Source organism: Streptomyces sp. NBC_00016, assembly GCF_045040885.1.
GTDB lineage: Bacteria > Actinomycetota > Actinomycetes > Streptomycetales > Streptomycetaceae > Streptomyces > Streptomyces coriariae.
In genome coordinates, this window is sequence record NZ_CP108304.1 from 9455331 (window position 1) to 9477131 (window position 21801).

The 21801-nt window shown below is 71.5% G+C and carries 23 protein-coding genes and 1 pseudogene; 12 read left to right on the top strand and 12 right to left on the bottom strand.

From position 1 onward, the window contains the following. Window positions 1-17: 17 nt before the first annotated feature. Window positions 18-1529, bottom strand: a complete 1512-nt coding sequence (locus OG933_RS41795; RefSeq protein WP_405632459.1) for an MDR family MFS transporter — start codon at window positions 1527-1529, stop codon at window positions 18-20. A 91-nt stretch (window positions 1530-1620) separates the two neighbouring features. Here OG933_RS41795 and OG933_RS41800 point away from each other — a divergent pair, with 91 nt between their 5' ends. Together OG933_RS41800 and OG933_RS41805 are read left to right on the top strand one after the other, a co-directional pair. Beyond that, window positions 1621-2190: a TetR/AcrR family transcriptional regulator gene (locus OG933_RS41800; protein ID WP_405632464.1), complete on the top strand. Its 570-nt coding sequence runs from the start codon at window positions 1621-1623 to the stop codon at window positions 2188-2190. Between the two features lie 99 nt (window positions 2191-2289). Continuing rightward, on the top strand, window positions 2290-3192 hold the full coding sequence (locus OG933_RS41805) for a DMT family transporter (protein WP_362533930.1): 903 nt from the start codon (window positions 2290-2292) through the stop codon (window positions 3190-3192). Window positions 3193-3362: 170 nt separating this feature from the next. Here the strand turns inward: OG933_RS41805 and OG933_RS41810 are convergent, their stop codons facing one another. Further along, entirely contained in the window at window positions 3363-3887 is a 525-nt protein-coding gene (locus OG933_RS41810) for a cupin domain-containing protein (RefSeq protein ID WP_405632467.1), read from the bottom strand. 107 nt (window positions 3888-3994) lie between these two features. Here OG933_RS41810 and OG933_RS41815 point away from each other — a divergent pair, with 107 nt between their 5' ends. Next, window positions 3995-4636: a nucleotidyltransferase domain-containing protein gene (locus OG933_RS41815; RefSeq protein ID WP_405632470.1), complete on the top strand. Its 642-nt coding sequence runs from the start codon at window positions 3995-3997 to the stop codon at window positions 4634-4636. Window positions 4637-4738: 102 nt separating this feature from the next. On the opposite strand, the gene OG933_RS41820 is transcribed toward OG933_RS41815, so the two are convergent. Next, window positions 4739-4870 carry a hypothetical protein gene (locus OG933_RS41820; RefSeq protein ID WP_362533890.1) on the bottom strand — a complete coding sequence of 44 codons (132 nt, stop codon included), beginning with the start codon at window positions 4868-4870 and terminating at the stop codon, window positions 4739-4741. A 32-nt stretch (window positions 4871-4902) separates the two neighbouring features. Here OG933_RS41820 and OG933_RS41825 point away from each other — a divergent pair, with 32 nt between their 5' ends. After that, entirely contained in the window at window positions 4903-5499 is a 597-nt protein-coding gene (locus OG933_RS41825) for a TetR/AcrR family transcriptional regulator (protein ID WP_405632473.1), read from the top strand. Window positions 5500-5634: 135 nt separating this feature from the next. On the opposite strand, the gene OG933_RS41830 is transcribed toward OG933_RS41825, so the two are convergent. Continuing rightward, window positions 5635-6000 (bottom strand): YybH family protein, encoded by a 366-nt coding sequence (locus OG933_RS41830; RefSeq protein ID WP_405632474.1) that lies wholly within the window; start codon window positions 5998-6000, stop codon window positions 5635-5637. Between the two features lie 98 nt (window positions 6001-6098). Here OG933_RS41830 and OG933_RS41835 point away from each other — a divergent pair, with 98 nt between their 5' ends. After that, window positions 6099-7010 carry a LysR family transcriptional regulator gene (locus tag OG933_RS41835; RefSeq protein WP_405633687.1) on the top strand — a complete coding sequence of 304 codons (912 nt, stop codon included), beginning with the start codon at window positions 6099-6101 and terminating at the stop codon, window positions 7008-7010. 18 nt (window positions 7011-7028) lie between these two features. On the opposite strand, the gene OG933_RS41840 is transcribed toward OG933_RS41835, so the two are convergent. The 6 genes from OG933_RS41840 to OG933_RS41865 all read right to left on the bottom strand — a co-directional run bounded on the left by OG933_RS41840 (window position 7029) and on the right by OG933_RS41865 (window position 12723). Continuing rightward, a complete protein-coding gene (locus tag OG933_RS41840; RefSeq protein ID WP_405632476.1) occupies window positions 7029-7790 on the bottom strand; it encodes a hypothetical protein in 762 nt (253 codons plus the stop codon). A gap of 106 nt (window positions 7791-7896) precedes the next feature. After that, a complete protein-coding gene (locus OG933_RS41845) occupies window positions 7897-8145 on the bottom strand; it encodes a hypothetical protein (RefSeq protein ID WP_362533903.1) in 249 nt (82 codons plus the stop codon). Between the two features lie 501 nt (window positions 8146-8646). Then, window positions 8647-10257 (bottom strand): cation acetate symporter, encoded by a 1611-nt coding sequence (locus OG933_RS41850; RefSeq protein WP_405632479.1) that lies wholly within the window; start codon window positions 10255-10257, stop codon window positions 8647-8649. Next, complete coding sequence (locus tag OG933_RS41855) at window positions 10254-10724, bottom strand: DUF485 domain-containing protein (RefSeq protein ID WP_405632480.1); 471 nt, start codon at window positions 10722-10724, stop codon at window positions 10254-10256. The genes OG933_RS41850 and OG933_RS41855 overlap by 4 nt, the downstream gene beginning before the upstream one ends. 290 nt (window positions 10725-11014) lie before the next feature. Beyond that, window positions 11015-11956 carry an ornithine cyclodeaminase family protein gene (locus tag OG933_RS41860; RefSeq protein WP_405632483.1) on the bottom strand — a complete coding sequence of 314 codons (942 nt, stop codon included), beginning with the start codon at window positions 11954-11956 and terminating at the stop codon, window positions 11015-11017. After that, window positions 11953-12723 (bottom strand): IclR family transcriptional regulator, encoded by a 771-nt coding sequence (locus tag OG933_RS41865; RefSeq protein ID WP_362533915.1) that lies wholly within the window; start codon window positions 12721-12723, stop codon window positions 11953-11955. Before OG933_RS41865 ends, OG933_RS41860 begins: the two co-directional genes overlap by 4 nt. A 129-nt stretch (window positions 12724-12852) precedes the next feature. On the opposite strand from OG933_RS41865, the gene OG933_RS41870 reads away from it, so the two are divergent. The 5 genes and pseudogenes from OG933_RS41870 (at window position 12853) to OG933_RS41890 (ending at window position 17899) form a co-directional block, all read left to right on the top strand. Continuing rightward, entirely contained in the window at window positions 12853-14184 is a 1332-nt protein-coding gene (locus OG933_RS41870) for an amidohydrolase family protein (RefSeq protein WP_405632486.1), read from the top strand. Beyond that, window positions 14181-15254 (top strand): dipeptidase, encoded by a 1074-nt coding sequence (locus OG933_RS41875; protein ID WP_405632488.1) that lies wholly within the window; start codon window positions 14181-14183, stop codon window positions 15252-15254. Before OG933_RS41870 ends, OG933_RS41875 begins: the two co-directional genes overlap by 4 nt. Window positions 15255-15374: 120 nt before the next feature. Continuing rightward, on the top strand, window positions 15375-15722 hold the full coding sequence (locus OG933_RS41880; RefSeq protein ID WP_362533925.1) for a PRC-barrel domain containing protein: 348 nt from the start codon (window positions 15375-15377) through the stop codon (window positions 15720-15722). Window positions 15723-16123: 401 nt separating this feature from the next. Next, window positions 16124-16619, top strand: a pseudogene (locus OG933_RS41885) (STAS domain-containing protein); the annotation flags it as partial. A gap of 122 nt (window positions 16620-16741) precedes the next feature. Next, the gene (locus OG933_RS41890; RefSeq protein WP_362532136.1) at window positions 16742-17899 is read left to right on the top strand and encodes a hypothetical protein; all 1158 of its coding nucleotides are present in this window, start codon (window positions 16742-16744) and stop codon (window positions 17897-17899) included. A 54-nt stretch (window positions 17900-17953) separates the two neighbouring features. Here OG933_RS41890 and OG933_RS41895 read toward each other — a convergent pair whose 3' ends face one another. Both OG933_RS41895 and OG933_RS41900 read right to left on the bottom strand, forming a co-directional pair. Further along, the gene (locus OG933_RS41895) at window positions 17954-18757 is read right to left on the bottom strand and encodes a maleylpyruvate isomerase family mycothiol-dependent enzyme (RefSeq protein WP_405632491.1); all 804 of its coding nucleotides are present in this window, start codon (window positions 18755-18757) and stop codon (window positions 17954-17956) included. A gap of 171 nt (window positions 18758-18928) precedes the next feature. After that, window positions 18929-20452: a hypothetical protein gene (locus OG933_RS41900; RefSeq protein ID WP_405632494.1), complete on the bottom strand. Its 1524-nt coding sequence runs from the start codon at window positions 20450-20452 to the stop codon at window positions 18929-18931. Window positions 20453-20791: 339 nt separating this feature from the next. Between OG933_RS41900 and OG933_RS41905 the strand changes: the two genes are divergently transcribed. Further along, window positions 20792-21283, top strand: a complete 492-nt coding sequence (locus OG933_RS41905; RefSeq protein WP_362532129.1) for a flavin reductase family protein — start codon at window positions 20792-20794, stop codon at window positions 21281-21283. Between the two features lie 93 nt (window positions 21284-21376). Beyond that, window positions 21377-21790 (top strand): amphi-Trp domain-containing protein, encoded by a 414-nt coding sequence (locus OG933_RS41910; RefSeq protein WP_405632497.1) that lies wholly within the window; start codon window positions 21377-21379, stop codon window positions 21788-21790. Window positions 21791-21801: the final 11 nt, after the last annotated feature.

A 21801-nucleotide genomic window follows, 5' to 3' on the forward strand; every position in this document is an offset into this window, starting at 1 on the left:
CAAGGTCTCGACGACGGTCACGCGCCGGGTGATGACCGACCGGACAGCTCCTCTACCTCGGCGGCGGCGCCTTTTTCTGCCTGGTCGGCAGGGACCGGTGGCTTGGGGCGGCCGGGCAGGAACAGACACAGCGGGACGGCGACGGCGGTGAAGGCCACCGACCACCAGAAGGCGGCGTCGAAGCCGTCGGCCAGGTCGCCCGGCGTGTGGGCGTCCCCGGCGGAGTGCTGGAAGATGACGGCGAGCACGGCGATGCCCACCGAGCCGCCGATCTGCTGGGCGACGCGGGTGATGATGCTGGCGTCGGGGATCTCCTCGTGTCGCAGGCCCACGTAGGCGGCGCCGAAGGGCGCGATCATGGCGGCGCCCAGGCCGATGCCGCGGACGAACAGTGCGCCCATGAGCAGGACCTCGTCGGTGTCGGCGGTGACGAAGGCGAACGGCACCGTGGCCGCGGTGACGAAGGCGAACGCGGTGAAGGCGACCCAGCGGGGACCGAAGCGGTCGGTGTACGTGCCTGCCAGTCCGCGTGCGACGAGCGCGCCGACGCCCTGCGGAATGAGCAGCAGCCCCGCGCCGAGGGCGTCCTCGCCGCGGACCTGCTGGAAGTACAGGGGCAGCAGCATCATCGCCCCGTACAGGGAGATGCCGGCCAGGAACACCAGGGCGGAGGAGGAGGCCACCGCGCGGTGGCGGAACAGCCGCAGATTCACCAGCGCCCCGGCGCGCGGCAGTGCCCAGGCGACGAAGCCGCCGAGCAGGGCGAGTCCGCCGATCACCGGGATGAGGACGTCGGCGCCGGTGAGGCCCGCGCTGCCCTCGACCCGGGAGAGGCCGTAGAGGGTGACGGCGACGCCGGGGGAGAGCAGGAGCAGGCCGACGACGTCCAGGCGGGCGCGGGGGCGGCCCGGCGCGGGACGGTCGTGGGGCAGGTTGCGCCAGGCGAGCAGGCCACCGACGACACAGAAGGGGAGGTTGACGAAGAAGAGCCAACGCCAGTCGGCCAGATGCAGGATGAGGCCGCCCAGGACCGGGCCGAGGATCGGGCCGAGTGCGGTGGGCACGCTGATGACGGCCATGACCTTGCCGATGTTGCGGCCCTTGGCGGCCTGCATGATCAGTGTGGCCGTGAGCGGCATCATGATGCCGCCCGCTATGCCCTGGACGACGCGGAAGGCGATGAGGCTGGTCGCGTTCCACGCCAGCGCGCTCAGGATCGAGCCGAGCAGGAACACGCCCAGGGACGCGATCCACAGACGTCTGCCGCCGAGTCGTGACTGGGCCCATCCGGCGAGCGGGATGGTGACGAACAGGGCCAGCAGATAGCCGGTACTCACCCACTGGATCGTGGACAGCGGCGCATCGAGTTCCTTCGCCAGGCTGTCGAGGGCGACGCTGACGATGGTGGTGTCGAAGACGACGGCGAGGGCGCCCACGATGACGGTGAACGCCGTGCGCCACACGGCGGGGTCCATACGGTCGGGGTCCACCGCGGCGGGCGTGGGTCCGGTCCGGTCGGCAGTACTCATGAACAGTCACCTTAAGATACAGAGGCCTATCTTACGGCTGCCAGAGTAGGGCGCTAGAATAAGATAGGCAAGTCTATTCAAGGGAGGGTGGATGCCCGAGCGACGCCGCGGAGCGGCACTGGAGAAGGCGCTCCTCGATGCGGCCTGGGAAGAACTCACGGACAACGGCTACGCCAGGTTCACCATGGACGCCGTCGTGCGGCGCGCGGGCACCAGCCCCCCTGTGCTCTACCGTCGCTGGTCAGACCGCGACCAACTGGTCCGGGCGGCCATCGTCCACACCCTGAAGGAGTACCGACTCGACAACCCCGACACGGGAAGCCTGCGGGAGGACGTCCTCACCCTCATGCGAGAGATCAACACCACCCGTGTCCAGTTCATCACCGTCATGAGCGTGCAACTGGCCGGCTACTACCAGGAGACCGGCACCAGCCCCGCCGACCTGCGCGACCCCCTCGCGACGGGACGCAAGGAGGCTCTCGACGTGCTCTTCGACCGCGCCGTCGACCGCGGCGAGATCAGACGGGAACTCCTCACCGAACGCATCAAGTCCCTCCCCTTCGACCTGCTGCGCCAGGAAATCCTCACGACCTTCGCCCCCGTGCCCGACCACGTCCTGGAGGAGATCGTCGACACGGTCTTCCTCCCTCTGGTGCGCTGACCGCGCAGTCCCGCACCCACGTTCAATGCCGGGTGCGGGTGCCGAGAAAATTCATGTGCCGCCGGCCACCCGACCGTCGACAATCCACGCGTGGCCACCATGAACATCGACAGCACTGGTCGTGGCCCGTCGCCACGGCCCTCCCTGACCGCGTCGGCCGGACGCACCTTCGGCACGGTTCCGCCGACGGCGCTGGTGCTGCTCGGCATCGTCAGCGTTCAGGTGGGCTCGGCATTGGCCAAGAACCTGTTCAGCGCGGTGGGCAGCTTCGGGACGGTTTCGTTGCGACTGTTCTTCGCGGCGGCGGTGTTGATGCTGTTGTGGAGGCCGTCGCTGCGCATGAAGCGTCGCGCGTGGACCGTGGTGCTCGGCTACGGCGTGATTCTCGGCTTGATGAACCTGTGCTTCTACCTGGCGCTGGCCCGGATCCCGCTGGGGATCGCGGTGACGGTCGAGTTCCTCGGGCCGCTGACGGTGGCGTTGGCCGGGTCGAGGCGATGGCCGGACGCTCTCTGGGTCGCCCTCGCGGCAGGGGGTGTGGTCCTGCTGATGGAGGGGCGCGGCGACCTGAACCTTGCCGGATTTCTGTTCGCCCTCGCCGCCGGAACCTGTTGGGGCCTGTACATCCTGGTCGGCGCGGCGCTCGGCCGCCACACCACGGAAGGCAACGGTCTGGCCCTGGGAATGGCCGTCGCGGCGCTGGTGACTGTGCCGTTCGGCGTGGCCGACAGCGGAACGGCGCTGGTTCAGCCGTGGGTCCTGGTCGCGGGGCTCGGCGTCGCACTGCTGTCGTCGGTGATCCCGTACTCGCTGGACCTGGAAGCGCTCCGCAGGATCCCACCGCGCGTGTTCGGCATCCTGATGAGCCTCGAGCCGGCGATGGCGGCCCTCGTCGGCCTCATCGTGCTCCAGGAGTCGCTGCGTTGGTCGCAGTGGATCGCGGTGCTGTGCGTGGTGGCCGCGTCGGCGGGCGCCGCACGCGGCACCCGCCCGGAGGTGTAGCCGCCGACCCGGCTCACCGCTCCCACCGAGCCGCTCCCACGGAGCCGCTCCCACGGAGCCGGTCCCACGAGGCGGATCACGGCTGCGCACGGGTGGGTACGCGACGGCACCGCCCAACGGTCATGTCCTGGCGCCCCTTTCGGGACGCCTTCGTTCGCTGCGGGCAGGCCTCAGCCGCGTGCGGCGAGCGCCTCGCGCCACGCCGGGCTGTCGACGTAGTGGTTGTCGAACCGCTCCGAGGAGTCCTTGATCTCCTGCGGGTCGGCCTCGCCGCGCATCACCCGGCCGAGGAGCCGCAGGTAGTCGAAGCGGTCGGCACCCGGGGTGAAGACGAACAGCACGTCGGCGGTCCTGCCCGGCGCCGCGGCGAAGGCGTGCGGGGTGTGCGGCGGCACGACGAGGAAGTCGCCCGCCTCCAGGACGATGATCTCCTCACCCACCAGTACCTGGAGCGCTCCGTCGATCACGAAGAACGCCTCGGACGCCTTGGTGTGCAGGTGGGCGGGCGCCCCGACAGCGCCCTCGGCGAACGACGACCGGTAGCTGGTGAGCCGCCCGCCGGTGTGGCTCGAGTCCGCGAGAAGTGTCATGACACTGCTGGGGTCACGGGTCGTCTCGGCGTCGGCGGCGCGGGTGAGGATCGGGGCGACGGTCGCGGTCCGAGCGGTCTGCGTGGTCTCGTTGTTCTTCGTCATGACTACGACTCTAGGTAGTCGATCGACCGGCGTGGGGGTGCACTTTGGCGTCAGGATCGTGGGTCAATTTTCTCGACGTCAACCAGCGGTCCCAGTAGGTTGTGCCGATGACCGAACCCCTGCCGCCCGGCGGCACCGTGCCCGATGCGGACGAACTGCAGGCCCGGTGGGCGGATGCCTGGGCGCCGGAGCGGGCAGCGGAGCGGTTGGGTGGGGTGGGCGCGCCCTGGTGCATCGCCGCGGGGTGGGCGCTGGATCTGTTTCGCGGGGCGCCGTCGCGGCCGCACGGTGATCTGGAGATCGCGGTGCCCGCGGCGGGATTTCCCGAGATCCGGGACCGTTTCCCCGAGTACGCCTGGGACGCGGTGGGTTCGGGACGGGTCTGGGCGGGGGCGGGAACCGAGGCACTGGCGGCCACGTACCAGACCTGGCTCCGGGATCCGGTGAGCGGCCGGTTCCTGTTCGACGTCTTTCGCGAGCCGCACGAGGGCATGACGTGGGTCTGCCGACGGGACGAGAGTCTGCGGCTGCCGTACGACGCGATCATCGAGCGGACGGCGGACGGAATCCCCTACCTGATACCGGAGTTGGTGCTGCTGTTCAAGGCGAAGGCGACCCGGCCCAAGGATCGGGCGGACTTCGACGAAGTGCTTCCGCTGCTGGGCCGGGCGCGGCGGGATCGCCTCGGCGAGTGGCTGGACCTTGTGCATCCCGGACACCCGTGGCTGGCGGAGCTGGCCCGGCGGTGATGCGGGGCCGCGCCCGGCGACCACCGGCGACAGTCCGTTGACGGCTGCGGCCGGAGCGATCCGTGCGTCGGCATCACCAAGTGTGCGCGGCCGCAGGGTCGTTCATTCCTCCGCAAGGCCGTCATGGAGGTCGAGGGTCCAGTTCTGACTGACGAGGTCGTGGCCGAAACCGTGATGGGGTTCCTCGTCGGCGAGGAGGAAACCGAAGTGTTCGTAGATCCTGCGGGCGGACACGAGGTTGTTCGTGGTCCACAGCGGCTAGGACCATGTCCCCGGAAACCGCAAACCCCTCTCCGCGCCAGACCCAGTTGCTCGAGGCCGCTTACCAGTACGCGCTCACGCACGGTCTGGCCGACCTGTCGCTTCGCCCGCTGGCCGAGGCCATCGGCTCCAGTACGCGGGTGCTGATGTTCCTCTTCGGCAACAAGGACGGACTCGTGCGCGCCCTGCTGGAGCGGGGTCGTGCCGATGAACTGGCGCTTCTGGCGCGACTTCGCCAGGCCGACCGCCCTGTCGGCCTGGTTCCGGCGGCCGATCAGGTGTGGACCTGGCTCGCCGCCGACGAGCACCGCCCGCTGCTGCGTCTGTGGGCCGAGGCCTACACCCGCTCCCTCGTCGAACCCGACGGCCCCTGGGCCGGGTTCGCCAAGGCCACCGTGGACGACTGGCTCGACGTCCTGGCCGCCTGTCAGCCGCCGTCGGAGCGAGACGCCGAGGACGGTGTCATCCGCCGCACTTTGACGCTGGCGGTACTCCGAGGGGCCTTGCTCGACCTTCTCGCCACGGACGACGAGCGCAGGGTCACCGCCGCCGTCCAGCGGCAGTTGGCCCTCCTGCGTCGTGAGGACGGCGACGAGTCGTGAGCGCGGTTCGGCGGCCGCGCGCCCCGGTGGGCCCTGCCGCCCTCCCGCACCCCGCGAGCCGGTCGCGTGCGGACCTGCGCAGCGAAGCGACCGCCCGGCATGTCGTCGGTTCCCCTGAGTCGCCGCTGCGCGGCGTCAGCGGGCGGGCGGGGCGAACTCGGGCTGGTCGAGCACGCGCAGCCAGGTCCCGTCGGACTGGCGTCGGACGACCTGTGCCCGGGCGCCGGCCCCGTCCCGCGGCGGGGTCGAGGTGAGGGCGATGTCGCCGCTGATCAGCGTCGGCAGCGGCGGTTCCGGTTCGAAGCGGGGGCGGTTGGCCAGAACCTTCTCCCACAGGGCGCGGATCGCTTCCCGCCCCACCGTCAGCCGGCCGGGCGGGTAGGCCAGCACCGCGTCCTCCTCGTAGAGCGCGGCGACCCCGGCCGCGTCACCCGCGTTGGACCGTTCGACGAACAAGCGGGTGATGTCCTCGGGCCGCTCGGCCTTCTCGTACTCCTGCACGGGTTCCTCCTGAACTTCGGCTTCGATGCTCTCCAGCCTTGTCGGCCGCCGATCAGAAGTCCAACAGATGGATTTTCTGGAAGCTAGAATCTGTAGTCATGGATCTGAGGCAGCTCGAATACTTCGTCGCGGTCGCCGAGGAGCGGAACTTCACCCGGGCGGCCGGGCGGGTCCACATCAGCCAGTCCGGCGTCAGCGCGCAGATCCGCCAGTTGGAACGTGAACTCGGTGCCGAGCTGTTCGACCGGTCGGGGCGTACCGTCACCCTGACCGTCGCGGGACGTGCCGCGCTCGAACATGCCCGCGCCGCACTGGCCGCAGCCGAGGCGGTCGGCCAGGTGGTGGGACAGGTGACCGGTCTGATCCGGGGCCGGCTCACGGTCGGCATGGTCATCGGCTGCACCCTCACCCCGCTGTTCGACGCCCTCGCCGCGTTTCACCGGCTGCATCAGGGTGTGGAGATCTCACTGCTGGAGGACAACTCCGACAGGCTCGTCGAGGGAGTGCGCGCCGACGTCGTCGATCTGGCCCTCGTCGGCACCGCAGGCGCCGCCCCGGAGGGGCTGGACTCACTGACGGTCATCAGCGAGCGGCTCGTGGCGGCTGTTCCCGCGGGGCACCCGTTGGCGAAACAGCGCCGGGTCACTCTGCGCGATCTGGTCGCCCATCCGCTCGTCTGCATGCCCGCCGGCACCGGCCTGCGCGCGGTGCTCGACCGCGCTTGTGCCGCACAGAGCCTGCAACCCGCGATCGGGCTGCAGGCCGGCGCCGCGGATGCCATTGCCGATCTGGCTTCCCGTGGACTGGGTGTCGCAGTCCTCAGCGAGTCGATGGCCGCGAGCTACGGTGACCGGCTCACCGCGCGCGTCATCGACGACATCGAGACACCAGCGGTGCTCGCACTGATCTGGAAGAGCACGCACAACCCGGCTGTGCGCGAGTTGGTCGTGCACAGCCGACGAGCGTTCACCCAGGTCGATCCGGCCCAAGGGCTGTCGCCCGTCCGGTGAATGATCCAGGTGTGCGTCTCAGGTCGTGCCGGCGAACAGCTCCTGCAACGGCTGAGCCGAGTCGGTGCCGGAGTGGCCGAAGGGAGCGTCGAAGCTCCAGACCATGAAGAGCAGGAAGACCACCAGGGCGCTGAACGCGGTGGCCAGCATCAACTCCCGGGCCGAGCGACGGATCTGAAGGGCGTAGAGCAGGCCGAGCGTGACGATCCCGCCGGCGATCAGGCCGAACCAGACCACCCCCGGCAGGGTGCTGCCGGCGCTGTCGAGGCGCTGGTGGCGCGCGTCGTCGGCGGCGGCGACCTGGTCGAGGAGCGGCTGGTAGGCCTGGGCCTGGAGTTCGTCGGTGGGCGTGTGGTGCGCGATGTCGCTGCGGATGCGGGTCAGCAGACGGCCCCCGGTGGCGTCGATCGGACCGTCGTCCTCCATGGCCGGCCACTCGGCGGTCACGGCGTGCCGGGCGTAGGCGTCGATGTGCTGCCGGACCCGGGTGTGGAAGGCGGCGGGGTAGACGTCCAGGCGCTGGTTGATCTCGTACAGCGCCTGGGCCTCGCGCTGCACGGTGTCCTCGGCGGCGCCGCGGGCCTCCCAGACGCCGGCGATCGCCAGGCCCAGGACGATGGCGTAGACCACGCCGACCATCATCACCATGTACTCGAGGACGTCGGGTGTCTGCGAGGTGTCCTCGTCGTCCGCCACACGGCGGTGGCGCATCACGGTGGCGGCGACCACGAAGGCGCAGACCAGCGCGCAGGCCAGGGTGTAGATCAGCCATTCCGGCACAGCAGGACTCCAGGATGAGCAGATGAGCAGATGAGCAGATGAGCAGATGAGAAATGAGCGGATGGGCGAGCTGAGTGGACGAGGTGAAGGGCGGCCCGTGGGCGGGTCAGCCGCCGTTGCGGCGCCGGGAGCCCGGGCGTAGCGCGGCGGCGGCCAGGATGGCCGGGGTGGTGATCACGACGGTGGTCATCGTGGTGGACAGGCCGGCGGGTGCCGGACGTGCCGAGCCGCCGCCGTAGTGGAAGCGGGGCACCCAGCGGAAGGGTGCGGCGCGGGGCGCCGGCGCGGGAGTCGGCGCAGGGGCGGGCGCGTCGTCGGTGGCGTCGGCCTCGGGCGGCGGTTCCGGCGCGGGCACCGGGCGTTCGACGGGCCGGGGGAGTGGGGCTGCCGAACGGGGCGGAGCCGGTGGGGCGTCGACAGGGCGCGTTGCGTGTGCCGCCCGAGCCGGCTGTTCCACCGGTGCCGAAACGGCCGGCGTGCGTGGTGGCCGTGGTGCGTGCGGAGGCGACGAAGGGGCGGCGGGCCGAGGTCGGGAGGGGGCGCCGATCTCGACCCAGCCGTCGTCGGAACACACCACCACGTGCGTGGTGGTGGGAGTGGTGTCGACGACGACCGCGGGTCCGCAGGTGCCCGGCAGCGGGCAGAGCGCGGCGGCGGTTCCGAGACCGACGGTGATCCAGCCGCTCACCAATGCTGTTCCTCTCGGCTGACGGTGCGTGTGCCTCGGACGGAGGCGCACATGAGTGGCTGCCGATGCGCGCACCGGGCGGTGGCCGTTCGGCAACAGGAGTAACGATCATGCTCGGCTCGGGGACACGGCTGCGGTTCGGGCCCGTCCGGTTCGGGCCGGGCGGGTTCAGCGGCTCCTGGGGCTTGGCGGTCCGGCGAGGAGGACGGCTTCGATGGCGGCGTAGCGCTCCCGTTCGCGTGCGGTCGCCTTCCTGCCGGACAGGACGGTGCCGAGCAGGCCGCAGAGGAAGCCCGCCGGTACCGAGACGAGAGCCGTGGTCGTGAAGGGGAACCAGTTGAAGTCGACTTCCGGGAAAGCCGATCCGGGAGAGCCGGAGACGAGGTTGGTGCCGGTCATCAGGACGAGAACGCTGACCGACCCGCCGATCAGCGTGCACAGCAGGCCGGCGCGGGTGAAGCGCCGCCAGAAGAGGCTGTAGACGAGGGCGGGGGCGATGGCCGACGCGCCGAGGCAGAAGGAGACGGTGGCGAGCGGCTGCAGGCTGCGGTGCTGGGCGATGACGGCGAGCAGGATGACGGGGAGGCCCACGGCCAGGGCGGCCAGCCGCGCCAGGGCCATCTCGCGCAGCGGCGAGACGTTCGGGCGGGCCGCGGCGATGTCGTGGGCCAGGGAGTTGGCGCAGGCCAGCGTCATGCTGGCCACGGAGGCCAGCAGGGTCAGGAAGATCGCCGTCGTGACGGTGGCGAACAACAGGCTCTCCGGGCGCGACAGGTGCATCCCGAACGCGGCGCGCGAACCGAGCAGGTAGGCGGTGTTGCCGCGCGGGTCGGCTCCGGCGACGCCCGCGCGCCCGATGAGGGCCGTGGCGCCCACGCCGATGACGGTGATCACGGCGATGAACAGGGTGACCGTCGAGATCGCCCAGGACATCGCGCGGCGCACCTGGGGAGCGCTGCCGGCGGTGTACATCCGCATGGTGACGTGCGGCAGGCAGGCGCCGCCCAGCACGATGGCGCACTGGGTGCTCACCATGTCGAGGCCGCGGTGCGGCCCGTTGGCGAACTGCAGGCCGTAGCGCAGGAAGTTCTCCTCGGCGCCGCTGCCGCGGGCGGCGGTCCGGAACAGGTTCCGGGGGCTCCAGCCGAAGGTGTGCAGGATGAGTCCGGCGACGACCAGGCCGGAGCCGAGCAGGATCACCGTTTTGAGGATCTGGATCAGGGCGGTGCCGCGCATGCCCCCGATGGCCGCGTAGCTGATCATCAGGGTGCCCGCCCCGACGATGCAGCCGGTCCGCATCGCACTGTCGGAGAAACCGAGGACGTACGCCAGCAACTGGCCCACCCCGGCCAGTTGTACGACCATCATCGGCACCAGCGAGGCGAGGGTGACCACACACGCGGTGATGCGCACCGCGCGGCCGGGCAGCCGTCTGCCGAGCGCGTCGGCCATGGTGAACCGGCCGGTGTGATGCAGGGGTTCGGCCAGCAGGACCATCAGGAGAAGCAGGGACAGCACGGTGCTCAGGGCCAGTACCACACCGTCGTAGCCGCACAGCGCGATGACCCCGCCGATGGTGAGCACGGTGGCGGCGGAGATGTAGTCACCTGCGATGGCGAGGCCGTTGCGCAGGGGCGACAGGGAGCGGTAGCCGGTGTAGAACTCGTCGAGGTCGTCGCGGTCGGGACCGGTCAGCACGCACAGCATGAGCGTCAGGGCCACGACACTCGAGAACGCCACCAGGGACCAGGACTGCGCGGAGCCGTCGAAGTCCGTCACGGCCGTGGCTCCTCGGGCGGGACGGGGTCGGGTCGGCGGTGTACGCGCCGGGCCAGCGGGTCGACGTACCGGCGCGCGGTGTACTCGTAGAGGAGCACGGCCAGCCAGGTGACCGGCAGTTGGACCAGGGCGAGGCAGAGTCCGGTGGGAAGGCCGCCCGGGGCGAGGCGGGTCATGACGGCGGGGGCTTCGACGGTGAGGGTGAGAAAGACGGCGAAGTAGCCGAGCGCGGCGAACGTGGCGACGCGCCGCTGCCAGCGGCAGGCCCGGCGCAGCCGGCGGAGGTCGCGGTGTCTGCCGGTCCACTGCTGGGCACGTTCCGGCAGACGCGTGTCGGCGGGCAGGCGCGTGTCGTCCGGCAGGCGTGTGTCGTCCGGCGGGGCGGCCCACCGCGGGATCGCGGTGGGGGAGGCGTGCCGTCCGGGCCGGTGCCGCGCCGGGTATAAGTCCGAGCTGTCGGAGGACATCCCAAGATCTCCTACTGGGTCGTGGGCCCCAAGAGGTGCGGCCCGCGCGAACATGGGGAGGGGGTTCGTGTGTTCGGGTCACCGCACGCTATGCGGGTGTCGGACCGTGCGCAGAGACTTCCGTGAACTCCCTGATGAGGACCGCTGCGGCGCTCTGACCTCGGATGTTGTGGGAGTGGCGGGTGTGATGTGGGGGCACGGCGGTGCTGTGCCGGGCCGCGCGGGTCGAATCGTTCGAACGGGTGCCGGGCGAGGTCCGTGGGGATTCGGCGGCTCCCGGCGCCGACGCGCTAGCGGGGCGGCTCGTCCGTACGGCGACCGGTCGCCGTACGGTGGACGACGTGTGCGGCGGCCACGTCCAGGGCGGCGTGGCCGGTGGACTTGAACACGGTGAGCTGGTCCTGGGAGGTCCGGCCGGGCGCCTCGCCGCACAGGACGGAGCCCAGGAGGACGACGGCGCTGTCCCTCGGCAGCCCCTGCAACTCGTGGGCGCCGGAGGGCGGGGGAGTGGCGGCGGCACCGGGCCACTCCGTGAAGAGTGCGGCGTCCCGGATGGTGTCGTCGTCGAGTTCGGGCCCGTGCGAGCCGCCGACCGAGCTCACGTGGGTGCCCGGGGCGAGCCATGCGCGGCGCAGGACGGGGCGGGTCGCGCCGGTGCAGCAGTACACGGTGGACGCCTCGCGTACGGCGGTCTCGATGTCGTCCGTCGCACGGCCCGCCGGGTGCAGGGCGGCCAGCGCGCGGGCCGCTTCGGGGGAGCGGCCCGCGACGGTGACGGGTTCGGCGGGGCGGAGCGCGGCGAGGAGGGAGACCTGGGCCCGCGCCTGGGCGCCGGTGCCGACGACCACGACAGGTCCGGGCCGGGCCAGGGTCCAGGCGCTGTGCGTGGCTGCCGCCGCGGTGCGCCAGGCCGTCACGGGTTCGGCGTCCATGACGGCCAGGGGACGGCCGTCCTCGGGGTCGAAGAGGGCCACGATGCCCCGGTGGGTGCTGCGCCCGGGGTGGGCGGGGTCGGCGAACACCGACACGAGTTTCGCCGCGAGGCCGAGACCCGGCACGTATCCGGGCATGGCGCCCAGCAGACCGCCGGGCGCGAAGGCCGCTATCCGGGGCGGCGCGGACACCGTGTCCCGGGCCACGGCGACGAGTGCGTCGGACACGGCGGCCATCAGGAGGCGCGGGTCGAGGGCCGCCGCGGTGGCCGCCCGGTCGAGGACGAGGACGTCGTTCACGCGCCGCTCGCCGTGCCCGGGCCGGACAGCAGGCCGCGGAGGGTGTCCACCGCCGAGGCGAGTTCCTCCCGCAGGCGGCGCATCCGGGGTTCGTCGATCTCGGCATCCGGCCCGACCACGGTGACGGCGCACACCGGTGCCCCGGGCACCGGGACGACGGCGCGGCTCAGCGAGGCGACGAACTGCTCGTTGCGGCCGTGCTCGACGGCGAACCCGTCGGCCTCGGTCCGCTCGAGGTCGGCGAGCAGACCCGCGTCGCCGTCCAGGGGATGTCCCGCCTTGCGGGCCACGTCGAGGTAGGGGCCGCGTGCCTGCGGGGGCAGTGCGGCCACCAGGGCGAGAGGGCCGGCGAACCGGTGGACGGGCAGTGCCTCGTCCCGGAGGGTGCTGATCATCGCCAGCCGGTCCGGGCGGATCACGTCCACCACCCGGGAGCCGTCGTTCTCGAGGACCTGGAGGTTGACCATCATGCCGGTGCGCGCGGAGAGGTCCTCCAGCACCGGGCGGGCCAGCGAGGTCAGCGAGTTGTGCGCCGCCCGGGCCGACAGGCGCAGGACGGCGGTGCCCGGCAGATAGCGGTCGTCGACACGCAGCACCCAGCCGCGGCGGACCAGGTCCACGAGGACGCGGTAGGCGGTCGCCCGGTGCAGCCCGACCTCGTCGGCGAGGTCGGTGAGCCGGGGCGGCCGGGGGGCGCGGGCGACGGCCTCGACCAGGTCCAGCGCCTTGTCCACGGCCGTTCGCGGTGCTTGCGTCGCTTGCGGCATCGAAACCCTTCCCGGTGACCGGACGGACCGTCCCGACGGGGCGTGTCCGGCGCCGGGATTCAGGGGTAGGGTATCGCGTGTTTCGAGTAGCGAGAACGTTGTTACGTAGAGCGTAACAGATCGAGAGTGGTGACCTTGACGAACGAGAGTTCCGGGGCGGCGAACCCCTTCGCGCCGCCCGAGGCCGGCGAGTTGGTGGTCTACCGCGACCTCACGCTGTTCGACGGGACCGGCAGCGCGCCCCGGCCCGCCGTGTCGCTCGTCGTGGACGGTTCCGTGATCCGGTCCGTCGCGGACGAGACGGACGTGGCGGCCGCCCTCGCCGACGGCGCCGAAGTCGTCGACCTCACCGGTCACTTCGTCACGCCCGGCCTCATCGACGCGCACCAGCACCTCGCCACTCCGCCCGACCGTCCGGCCGCCGAAGCGGTCCTGCGCCGCCTCGTCCACAGCGGCGTCACGGCCGTGCGGGACATGGCGGACGACCTGCGTCAGGTCGGGGACCTCGCGCGGGCCGCGCTGGTGGGCGAGATCGCCGCCCCGGACATCCACTACGCGGCCCTCATGGCGGGCCCGGGCTTCTTCGACGACCCCCGCACCCACCAGGTGACCCAGGGCGCCGTCCCCGGACACGTGCCCTGGATGCAGGCCGTCACCGACGCGACCGACCTCCCTCTGGCAGTGGCCCTGGCCCGCGGAACCTACGCGTCGGCCATCAAGGTCTACGCCGACCTGGAAGCGGGCCTCGTCGCCGCCGTCACCGCCGAGGCGCACCGGCAGGGCATCCCGGTGTGGGCGCACGCGGCCGTGTTCCCCGCCACGCCCGGCGAGGTCGTCGCGGCCGGCGTGGACACTGTCTCGCATGTGACCCTGCTGGCCCACGAGGCCGCCAAGGAGCCGCTGACCAGTTACAAGAACAAGCCGGCCGTCGATCACGAGAGTCTGGTCACCGGCGAGGACGCGCGGCTCGACGCGCTCTTCGCCCGGATGCGGGAGCGGGACGTCGTCCTGGACGCGACCGCCGGCATGTGGGCGAGCGCGGAGCTCGCAGGCGACGACCCGGAGAGCGCCGAACGTGCCCGCCGACAGACCGAGTTGGCCATCGCGCTCACGGCGCAGGCGCACCGGGCGGGCGTGGCGCTGGCCACCGGCACCGACTACGAGACCGCCCCCGGCGAGCCGTTCCCCGCCCTCTACGAGGAACTCGCCTTCCTGGTGAGGCGATGCGGCATCCCGGCCCCGGACGTGCTCCGCTCCGCGACCCTCGTCGGCGCACGCAGCGCCGGCACCGCACACCTGACGGGCAGCGTCGAGCCGGGCAAACTGGCCGACTTCGCGGTCTTCGCGCGGGATCCGCTGGCCGACATCGACCACCTGCGCACCATCACCCTCACCGTCAAACGGGGCCGCCGCTTCCCGCGCGCCGCCTACGCCACCACCCCATCCCGGGAGACCCGTTGACCGGCACCGGCACGCCCCTGATCATCAACGCGCTGGGACAGCTCGACAACCCCAACGCCCCGCAGTCGATGGCGGCGGCGGGAGACCTCAACCCGACCAGCGAGCAGTACACCGTCGACACCCGGGCGCTGGCCGAGGCGAGAGCCTCCGGCCTGACCGCCGTCAACATCACCCTCGGCTATGTGATGGGTGACCTGCCGCCCTACGAACACACCCTGCACGAGATCGACATCTGGGACGGCATCATCGACCGGCATCCGGACGACCTGCTGAAGGTGACCGGCGTCGCCGACATCCGCACGGCCGCCTGCGACGGACGCGTCGGCGTCATCTACGGCTTCCAGAACGCGGTGGCCGTCGGGGACGACGCGGCCCGGATCGCCACCTTCGCCGAACGCGGGGTGCGCGTCGTCCAGTTGACCTACAACCAGGCCAACCACCTCGGCGGCGGCTCGATGGCACCGTCCGGCACGGGGCTGACCGCGTTCGGACGCGAGGTGATCGACGCCCTCAACGACCACCACGTCATGGTCGACCTGTCGCACAGCGGTGAGCGGACCTGTCTGGACGCCGCCACGCACTCCCGTGTCCCCGTGTCGATCAACCACACGGGGTGTCGCGCGCTGACCGATCTGCCCCGCAACAAGTCCGACGAGGAACTGCGTCTGGTGGCCTCCCGCGGCGGCTTCGTCGGCATCTACTTCATGCCGTTCCTCAGCCCCACCGGCCACGCGCGCGCCGCCGACGTGGTCGAGCACATCGCGCACGCCGTGGACGTCTGCGGCGAGGACCACGTCGGCATCGGAACCGACGGGCCCGTCACCGCGATCGACGACCTCGACGCCTACCGCGCCCGGCTGGCCGAGCACGTGGCGCAGCGCCAGGAGGCCGGGGTCTCCGCGGCCGGCGAACGGGCGGACACCTATCCCTTCGTGGTCGACCTGCGGGGCGTGGACCAGTTCCGCGAGCTGATACGGCTGCTGGAACAGCGCGGCTACTCCTCCGGCCGCATCGAGAAGATCATGGGGCGCAACTTCGTCGACTACGCGGAACGGGTGTGGACGGCGTAGCCCCGCGACGGGCGCCGTGATGTTTCCCGCACGTCTCCCGCATGTCTTCCGCACGTCTCCCGCACGTCTGTCACCCGCCTGAGCGGGCACTAGCAGGAACAGGACGACAGGGAGGACATCGTGAGCCAATACCGCGCACACCACGTGCCGACCGCCGGCCACACCCCGGACGACGACCTGACCGGATACCAGGTCGACGCCACGGACGGTCACGTCGGCAAGGTCAGCAAGTACTCCAGGGACCTCGGCCCGCGCTTCCTGGTGGTGCACACCGGCCTGTGGGTACTCGGCAAGGACGTGGTGATCCCGTCGGGCGAGGTCCTGGGCATCGACCACGAAGCCCGCATCGTGCAGCTGGCCCGGACGAAGGCACAGGCCAAGTCGGCACCCGTCTTCGACGCCGACACATACCTGGGCGATCCGCGCCACCGCGACCAACTGGGCGGCCGGCACGGATCCGGCCACTGACACGAGCGGCCCGCACCCGTCGACGGGTGCGGGCCGCTCGCAGTTCAGGGGATCGCAGCCTCGGGAGAGCCCGCTCCGCGCGTGCTGCGTCAAGTGGCCCATGACGCCGGTGACTTCGAGCAGGCGGGTGAGGTAGGTCGGCTCCGTCGCCGGTGTCGTGGTCGAGGTATCCGTGGATCGCCACACGCAGCGTGTGCGCGTCGGCGGCCTGGACGGTCAGGGTGAACTCCGCCGGCGGACAGGGGGTGGAGGTCATGCGGTGATTCCCAGGCCGGAGTCGGTCGGCGTCGCGGGCAGGGTGTCGGTGGGGCGTTGAGGAAGCAGAGGGCGCGTGGGTAGTCGCGCAGCCGATCGGCCAGGATGTCCAGCCCCAGGCGCAGGCTGCCGGCGGTACCCGGCGGGTGGTGATGGTGTCGTTCGCGACGTTCGACTGGCACTCCGTCGCCCCGAAGTCACTCAAGCGGATGCCCGCCGGGGGAGATCGCCGTCATGGTGATCACCGTCATTTGCGTGGTCGCCACCCACAACCTCGCCATCGGCGTCGTCGTCGGCTCGATCACCGCCATGGTCGTCTTCGCCAAGCGCGTCGCCCACCTCGCCGAGGTCACCGCCGTCACGGATCCCGACCGCACCACCGTCGTCCACCGCGTGACCGGCGAGCTGTTCTTCGCCTCCTCCAACGACCTCGTCGGCCGGTTCGACTACGCCACCGACCCCGACCGGGTCGTCATCGACCTGTCCGACGCCCACATCTGGGACGCCTCCTCCGTCGCCGCCCTGGACACCGTCGAGACCAGGTACGCCCAGCGCGGCAAGACCGTGGAGATCACCGGCCCGAACGAACCCAGCGCTCACCTCCACGGAAAGCTCAGCGGCGAACTGTCAGCCGGACACTGACCGGACTCGCCCCTCCGGCCGCCACCGGCGGCACAAGGCACATGCCGCAACTGATCATCACCCCCTACTCTTCGGCTGGTTGAAACAATCACCGACAGAGGATCAAGACGGGGGAAGGCACCATGACATATCGGCGCGCGGTGATACCGGCACTGGTCGGCGGTCTGCTGATCACGTTGTTGCTGTGGTGGGCGGGGGCGAGCGCGCAGGCACTCCAACTGCGCGGCACCAGCAGCGTCTTCGACGTCCAGTCCGTGACCGAACTCCGGCGATGGCTCGCACCCTGGTCGTACGACCCGCCGACGGGGTCGCTGTCGGACGGCGCCGCGGGCGGGGACGCGGCCTCGACCGGAGCCACCCGGTACAGCGATCTGTACAGCACCGCCCTGCAGATCAGGTTCGTGGCGGTCTTCGTGTTCTTCGTGGCCGGCGCGCTGCTCCTGGTCCACAGAATTCCGCCGACGCAGGGCCGCACGCCCGCCACGCTGCTCGCGGTGTGGGCCTGGGCTCCCGTGGCCGCGACGCTGGCCGTGACGGTCTCCGCGCCGTGGCTGATCGTGTCCCGGGGCCACGGCAGCTACCGGTTCCTGCCCCAGCTGGCGGGCGTGATCGCGTCGAGCGGGCCGGTCACGGTGTTCGTGGGGCTGCTGACCGCCGTGGTCACGGTGCTCGTCGCGCGTCTCACCGCCAAGGACGCGGAGCCGCAGCCCCGGCAGAGTGTGCCGCCGCGTGCCGCCCGCCTGGCCGCGAGTGTCGGGACCGCGGTGGTCGCGCTGTCGGTGGTGATCCTCTCGTACCAGTCGGTCGCGGCCTGGATCCAGACGTCCTTCGGCGGCGGAGGCCTGCTGTCCGAGCCCGGCGACCTGCTGCGTCAGTGGCTGCTGCTCGGCGCGTGGACGGACCCGGCGACCGGACCGCTCGGCGACTGGCTGCTGTACCGAGCCGTCGACGTGCTCATGCTGGTCGTGGTGTGGTGGGCGCTGCGGCTGCTGCCCGGCCTGCTGACCCGGACCACGGTCCCCGCGATGGCGGTGGGCGCGGTCTGCGCAACGGTGTGGGGACTGCTGGCGAGCCAGGTACTGCACATGGCGATCGACGACACCGTCGACGTGTGGGGCCCCGTGTACCTGTTCTCGAAGCTCGGCACCGGCATTCCGGCCGCCCTCACCTTCGGCATCCTGGCGGGACCGGCGGCCCTGGTGACACTGCGGCTGGCCGGGGGCCGGGACACCGGCGAGTCCCCCGGTGAAGTAGGCCAGTCAAGTAGGCCAGTCAAGTAGGCCAGTCAAGTAGGCCGGTGAAGTGACCCGGCGACCCAAGGGAACGAAGGGGACCTATTTGCGGAGCCAGAAGCCGGATCGTGCCAGCCACAGGGTCAGCAGGTCGGCGTCCCCGTACACCTCGACGGACGGGTCGGCCGGGGTGCGGCGGCCGTACAGGAGCAGCACGAGGTCGGTGAGGGGGGCGCGTACCGCCACCGCGGCCTTCTCGTGGGCGTGGCTCCAGGTGATCGGCTCACCCGTGAGGTCCACCAGCCACTCGGCCCGACGGACGTCGGTCGCGTGCAGGTGCAGCGTGCGGTCGGGGCCGGTGAGCGGCGGGGCGTCCGGCCCGGCGGCCTCCAGGACCCGGGGCAGCGAACCGAAGCCCATCCACTCGTCCAGGGCGTCCCGGGCCAGGTCCTCGCGTACGGCGAAGGGGGCGTCCGTGACGAAGGCGGCGTCGGCGGCGTGCAGGGTCGTCTCGTGGGTCATCCGCCTGGCCCAGAAGCGCGCGGTGCCGCTCGGGGCGACCGTCCACACCGGGGCGTCGGGACCGGCGTCGAGGAGAGCGCCGGTCAGCTCCGCGGCGCCGTCGGCGAGCCAGGCGTCCAGGGCGGCTGGGGTCTCGGGGCCGGCCGAGAAGACGTCGTCGACCAGGTCGTGAGGGACCGGCCCGGTGGCCCGGGTGCGGACGATCCGCGCCGCCCAGCGGTGGGTGCCGCCGACGTGCCGGGCGAGCTGGGTGAGGGACCAGCCGGGACAGGTGGGAACGGGAGTACCCGCCGGGCCTGCCTCGGCGCACCGCACGGCGGCGCGCAACTCGTCGGTCCGGGAGCTGATTTCGGAACAGTACGCGTCGAGGCTCACGTCATTCACCCGGACACCGTAGGACGCACGGACGGAGTCCGTGTCGGATCCGGTCACCGTGCCGGTCCCTCACTCCGGCGTCCTCCGCCGCTGACCGGCCCGCGTCCGCCAAGTCCCTGTCCGGCCTGCCCCGTCGCCCCGTCGCCCCGTCGCCCGTCGCCCCGTCGGCCCGTCCGCCGGTCAGGGTCGGGCGACCCGTACGGTGAGCGGGTTGTTGAAGTAGCCGGAGGCGGACTGCTGTTCGTGGAAGCTCTCGCCCGGGCCGCCGCCGTAGACGCGGAAGAACCAGGCACGACCGGTGTGATCCTCGAAGTCCTCCTGGAGCCTGCGCCGCGGGAGTCCCTGGATGTCCCTGATGGCCGGATCCGTGCACAGCCTGCGCATCACGTCGTCGAACTTCTTCTTGAACGCCTGCTGGTCGTCGCTCTCCTGCAGCGCGCTGACGGAGCTGAACCAGCCGCCGGACTTCTTCGCCCGCTGGTAGAGCGTGTCGTACAGCTCCTCACGCGCGACCCGGTCGAAGTCGTTGCGGGCGTAGTTCTCCAGCGTGACCCGGCAGCTGCCGTCCAGGGAGGAGGCGACGACAGCCGCGAAGTGATACCCCCAGACGTTGTCGCCGCGGGCCGCGGGCGGCTGCACGGAGTGGTCGCGCTGGTCCTCGGCGGCCATGCTGAAGATCGCGAACCCCTCACCGACGCCGGGTGCCGCGTGCTGATTGACACCCAGCCGGGCGGCGGTCCCGTCGCGTCCGCCGTTCCTGACGGCCTCGCCGTACACCCGTCCGTTGTCCGGCGCCGCCCGGTCCCTGGCCCCGGCCGCGTCGACCGCCCCGGGCACGTCCAGGCCGCCGTCGGGTGAGGAGGCGATCTGCCCGGCGAGGCTGCTGATCCGTGGATCGCTGTCGGAGCCGGGGGTGATGTCGAAGCCTCCGGCGCCGCCACCGAGCACCACCCGGCTCGTCTTGTCCCGGCTGGAGCCCATCAGTTTGCAGGCCACCGTGATGCAGGTGCTGCGCACCAGCGAGACGAACTCCTCGCTCGCGGACTGCTGCGCCTGCTGCGCGAGCACCGGCTGTACCCGGGTGAGCCGCCGACCGCCGACGGTGATGCTCCTGCCCTGGAGCGCGAGCCGCACGATGCTGCCCGCAGCGTCCAGGGAGGCGTTGGCGTTGTCGACGACCTGCTGGACGGCGTAGAACTCCTTCGGCTCGTCCTTGTCGAGCACGGCGAGCGTGCCGTCGTTCGCGACGCGCAGCCCCGCTTCGGCGGGTTTGACCTCACGGGCGGGGAAGCGGATGCGCTCGGGGACGCCAGGAGGGCCCAGGGTGGCACCGCTGCCGGCCACCACCCGGGCGTCCTGCTCCTGCTCCATGAAGTGCGGGCCCCTGTCGCCCTCCTCGCGGTGTGCCGGGTAGCTGCCGCCGGGGACGGTGCCGATCCGCTGGACGACATGGCGGGCGGAGCCGGTCGGGCCGCTGCTCCGCGCGCTGTTCACGGCGCCGACCGTCCGGCTCAGTGCCGCGTTGCCCGCGCTCTGTTGCAGCGCGGCGATGGTGTCCGCGCCGGCTCGGGTGGCGAGCCCACGGCCGGAAAGGTCGGCCCAGACACGAGCCGCCACGCCGGGCGCCGCGGGCACCGTCGAACGCCGGGCAGGCTGCTGTCCGGCATAGGCGGACGCCGGGTCCTGTTCTGCTCTGCGCACCATGTCCGTCTGTCCGTGTGTTTCCTCTTCAGGTGCCGGTCACGTGACACGTCCCCGCGTTCCGGGGGTGTCTCGTCGGCGTCGTACCGATCAGCGTGGACCGGCCGGGCAATCCGTCTCAAGGGCTGCGGGGCAGCCGACGGGGAAGACTTCCGTGGCCTTTCGCGCAGCCACGATGCTCCTGACGGGGGATGGAACGGTCGCGGGGACACGAACGGTGGTAGCCGCAGCGTGCGATGTCGGTCGTGTAGACCGATGGGCGACGGGAACCAGAGTCTCGCCCGGTGCGAGGCCGGAGTACGGCCGGCCGGGATCTCGGACGGCCGGTGGAGGGGTAGCGGTATGACGGATTTCGACGCGTTCACCGACCTGCTGAATCCCGACATGTGCGTCGTGACGGCCGGGGCGGGTGGCGAGCGGGCGGGCTGCCTCGTGGGTTTCGCCTCCCAGTGCTCCATGCGGCCGGTGCGGTTCGTGGTGTGGCTGTCGAAAGTGAACCGGACCTATGACGTGGCCTGCGCCGCCGAGTTCCTCGCCGTGCATCTGCTGACGCCCGAACAGTTCGCACTGGCCGACCTGTTCGGGGGTGAGACCGGCGACCGGGTGGACAAGTTCGCGCGGGCGCGCTGGACGGAGGGGCACGGCGGTGCCGTCGTCCTCCAGGACGCGGCCGCGTGGTTCGTCGGCAGGATCGGGCAGCGGATCGATGCGGGGGACCATGTCGGTTTCGTCCTGGACCCGGTGCGGTCGGGTGCGCAGGGCGAGCCCGACGGCCGTCCGCTGCTGAGGCTCGCGGACGCCCTCACCATCGAACCGGGGCACCCGGTGGACTGACCTGCGCGCGGTTGCCGTCGCACCGGATGTCCGATGCCGTGCATGACCCCAGAATTGGCGTTATGTGTTGTTCATGCCGGATCGGAGGCGTTCATGAAGGACCTCAAGTTTGAGCAGAAGCGTTCGCTGTCACGTCTGGAGGCGGCCGACCAGCTCACGGCCCTCGCGGCTGCGCTGAGGGAGGGCGGGGATGTGGAACTGGAGTTCGGTCCCGGGACGCTGAGCCTGCGGATCCCCGACGACCTGCGCACCGAGATCGAGGTCGAGGTCGGCGACGGGGAGATCGAGCTGGAGTTCGAGTTCAAGTGGCCGACCGCACCGACCCGGGCAGCGCCGCCGCGGGCGGCCACGGCCACCAAGGAGGCCACGGCCACCAAGGAGGCCACCAGCCGGAAGAGGGCGCCCGCCAAAGCGCCGGCCAAACCCGGACGGAGCAGCGCGGGCGCAGGCAGGAGCAGAACCGCGAAGACGGCCGCGACGAAGACGGCCGCGACGAAGACGACCTGAGTCGTGCCGAT

Coding starts and splice junctions, on each gene's coding strand:
- OG933_RS41795 (WP_405632459.1), bottom strand. CDS start 1,529: ATGAGTACTGCCGACCGGACCGGACCCACGCCCGCCGCGGTGGACCCC.
- OG933_RS41800 (WP_405632464.1), top strand. CDS start 1,621: ATGCCCGAGCGACGCCGCGGAGCGGCACTGGAGAAGGCGCTCCTCGAT.
- OG933_RS41805 (WP_362533930.1), top strand. CDS start 2,290: ATGAACATCGACAGCACTGGTCGTGGCCCGTCGCCACGGCCCTCCCTG.
- OG933_RS41810 (WP_405632467.1), bottom strand. CDS start 3,887: ATGACGAAGAACAACGAGACCACGCAGACCGCTCGGACCGCGACCGTC.
- OG933_RS41815 (WP_405632470.1), top strand. CDS start 3,995: ATGACCGAACCCCTGCCGCCCGGCGGCACCGTGCCCGATGCGGACGAA.
- OG933_RS41825 (WP_405632473.1), top strand. CDS start 4,903: ATGTCCCCGGAAACCGCAAACCCCTCTCCGCGCCAGACCCAGTTGCTC.
- OG933_RS41835 (WP_405633687.1), top strand. CDS start 6,099: ATGGATCTGAGGCAGCTCGAATACTTCGTCGCGGTCGCCGAGGAGCGG.
- OG933_RS41855 (WP_405632480.1), bottom strand. CDS start 10,724: ATGTCCTCCGACAGCTCGGACTTATACCCGGCGCGGCACCGGCCCGGA.
- OG933_RS41865 (WP_362533915.1), bottom strand. CDS start 12,723: ATGCCGCAAGCGACGCAAGCACCGCGAACGGCCGTGGACAAGGCGCTG.
- OG933_RS41890 (WP_362532136.1), top strand. CDS start 16,742: ATGACATATCGGCGCGCGGTGATACCGGCACTGGTCGGCGGTCTGCTG.
- OG933_RS41900 (WP_405632494.1), bottom strand. CDS start 20,452: ATGGTGCGCAGAGCAGAACAGGACCCGGCGTCCGCCTATGCCGGACAG.
- OG933_RS41905 (WP_362532129.1), top strand. CDS start 20,792: ATGACGGATTTCGACGCGTTCACCGACCTGCTGAATCCCGACATGTGC.
- OG933_RS41910 (WP_405632497.1), top strand. CDS start 21,377: ATGAAGGACCTCAAGTTTGAGCAGAAGCGTTCGCTGTCACGTCTGGAG.